General features: G+C 69.1%; 3 protein-coding genes. 1 reads left to right on the plus strand and 2 read right to left on the minus strand.

The window, feature by feature from the left end:
• Both ACNPM4_RS18645 and ald read right to left on the minus strand, forming a co-directional pair.
• Nucleotides 1-1,125 (minus strand): pyridoxal phosphate-dependent aminotransferase (locus ACNPM4_RS18645; protein ID WP_448986694.1); only part of this gene is annotated, 1,125 nt, incomplete at its 3' end.
• A gap of 81 nt (nucleotides 1,126-1,206) precedes the next feature.
• A complete protein-coding gene (ald, locus tag ACNPM4_RS18650) occupies nucleotides 1,207-2,301 on the minus strand; it encodes an alanine dehydrogenase (protein WP_448986696.1) in 1,095 nt (364 codons plus the stop codon).
• Nucleotides 2,302-2,412: 111 nt separating this feature from the next.
• Here ald and ACNPM4_RS18655 point away from each other — a divergent pair.
• Nucleotides 2,413-2,559: AsnC family transcriptional regulator (locus tag ACNPM4_RS18655; protein ID WP_448986697.1), on the plus strand; the 147-nt coding region annotated here is incomplete at its 3' end.

Genomic DNA, 2,559 nt, shown 5'->3' on the forward strand with positions numbered 1-2,559 from the left:
GTAGCCCGAGGGGCCGAAGGCCGCGCCGGGAACGACCGCGACCTCGGCCTGGTCGAGGATGAGGTCGGCGAGCTCGAGCGAGGTGGTCGGCGTCACGCCGCCCCAGGTGCGACCGAGCAGACCCTGCACGTCGGGGTACACGTAGAACGCGCCGAGCGGGTTCGGAACCACGAGGCCGTCGATCTTCGACAGCTCCGACACGATGAGCTGGCGACGGCGGTCGAATGCCTGGCGGAACTGTTCGGCCTCGTCCTGCGGTCCGTTGAGGGCGGCGATGGCAGCCTTCTGGGCGACGTTGTTCACGTTGCTGGTGAGGTGCGACTGCAGGTTGCCGGCGACCTTGATGGCGTCGGCCGGGCCCACCATCCAGCCCACGCGCCAGCCGGTCATGGCGTAGGTCTTCGCGACGCCGTTGACGAGGATCGTCTGACCGGCGACCTCGGGCACGGCCTCGACGATCGAGGTGGCCTTGACGCCCTCGTAGGTGAGGTTCTGGTAGATCTCGTCGCTGATGATCCAGATGCCGTGCTCGAGTGCCCACTCGCCGATGGCCTTGGTCTCCTCGGCCGTGTAGACCGATCCGGTCGGGTTCGAGGGCGACACGAACACGAGCGCGGTGGTGCGGGCGGTACGAGCGGCCTCGAGCTGCGCGACCGTGACCTTGTACTCCTGGCCGGCGCCGGCGAACACCTCGACGGGAGTGCCGTCGGCGAGGCGGATGGCCTCGGGGTACGTGGTCCAGTACGGCGCGGGCAGAAGCACCTCGTCACCCGGGTTCACCACGGCCTGGAAGGCCTGGTAGACGGACTGCTTGCCGCCGTTGGTGACGATGACCTGGCTCGGGGAGACTTCGAGACCGGAGTCACGCAGCGTCTTCGCGGCGATCGCCTCGCGCAGTGCCGGAAGACCCGGAGCGGGCGTGTACCGGTAGCTCGCCGGGTCGGCCAGCGCCTCGGCCGCGGCATCCACGATGAACTGCGGCGTCGCGAAGTCGGGCTCGCCGGCGGCGTACGAGATGACGTCCTTGCCTTCGGCCTTGAGGGCCTTGGCCTTGGCGTCGACCTTGAGGGTCGCGGACTCGGCGATGGCGGACAGCTTGCGGGAGAGAGGAGCGCGTTCGGTCACGACTACGAGCGTACTCGGCTCGATGCGGTGGGAGCGGTGTGGGATATCGCCAAGATCCGAGGTTCTTTCGGGTTCGGAAGGTCAGCGGGCGGCGAGCCCGTGCGCCTGGGCGACGGCCGGGAGCGTGATGCGTCCGCCCTGCACGTTCAGACCCGCGGCCAGCGCCGAGTCTTCGGAGGCCGCGCGCTCCCAGCCCTTGCCGGCGATCGCCGAGACGTAGGGGAGGGTCGCGTTCGTCAGTGCGCGGGTCGCGGTCTCGGGAACCGCGCCAGGCATGTTCGCGACGCAGTAATAGATCGAGTCGTGGGCGGCGAACGTGGGGTCGTCGTGCGTGGTCGGGCGCGAGCCCTCGAAGCATCCGCCCTGGTCGATCGCGATGTCGACGAGCACGGAGCCGGGCTTCATGGCGGCGACCATGTCGTCTGTCACGAGCTTGGGGGCCGCGGCTCCCGGGATGAGTACGGAGCCGATCACGAGGTCGGCTGTCTTGAGCTCTTCGGCGATGTCGTAGCGACTCGAGGCGCGGGTCTCCAGCGCTCCGCCGTAGCGGTGCTCGAGTTCGCGCAGACGCGGCAGCGAGACGTCGACCACGGTCACCTTCGATCCGAGGCCGAGCGCGTTCGCGGCGGCGTGCTCTCCGGCGACGCCGCCTCCGATCACGACGGTCTTGGCGCGCGGAGTGCCGGCGATGCCGCCGAGCAGCATGCCGCGTCCGCCCTGGGAGCGCAGCAGCGAGTACGAGCCCATCACGACCGAGAGCCGCCCGGCGATCTCGCTCATCGGCACGAGCAGCGGCAGGCTGCGGTCGGGCAGCTGCACGGTCTCGTAGGCCACGGCGGTGGTCCCGGCCTCCACGAGCGCCGTGGTCAGGGCGCGGTCAGCGGCGAGGTGCAGGTAGGTGAAGAGGGTGAGGTCCTCGCGCAGGAACCCGTACTCCTGCGCGATCGGCTCCTTGACCTTGATGACGAGGTCGGCGTCGCCCCAGGCGTCGGCGGCGGTCGCCACGATCTCGGCGCCGGCTGCGCGGTAGTCATCGTCCGTGATGCGCGAGCCGAGGCCCGCGCCGGACTGCACGAGCACCCGATGTCCCTCGTGCACCAGCCGGTCGGCGCCGGCGGGCGTGAGGGACACGCGGTTCTCGTTGTTCTTGACCTCGGTGGGGACGCCGATCTTCATTGATCCTCCTGGGTTGATGCGGTGCGGCACCAGGATCGCAGAAACATCGACGGAACAACAGAATCGGTGAAGATGATTCGACATGACGCAATATTCTGAATAATGCTTCGTATGGAGACGACTTCAGGAGCCTCAGAGCCGAACACCGTTCGGGCGCCCGCCCTCGACGCGATCGACGCGCGGATCGTGCAGCTGATGACGGCCGACGGGCGCATGACCAACGCCGAGCTCGCCGGCCGCCTCGGTGTCGCGCCCTCG

The organism is Microbacterium umsixpiens, from assembly GCF_053543675.1.

Bases quoted from the DNA above. Each gene is read 5' to 3' on its own strand.
- ald (WP_448986696.1), bottom strand. From the start codon at position 2,301: ATGAAGATCGGCGTCCCCACCGAGGTCAAGAACAACGAGAACCGCGTG.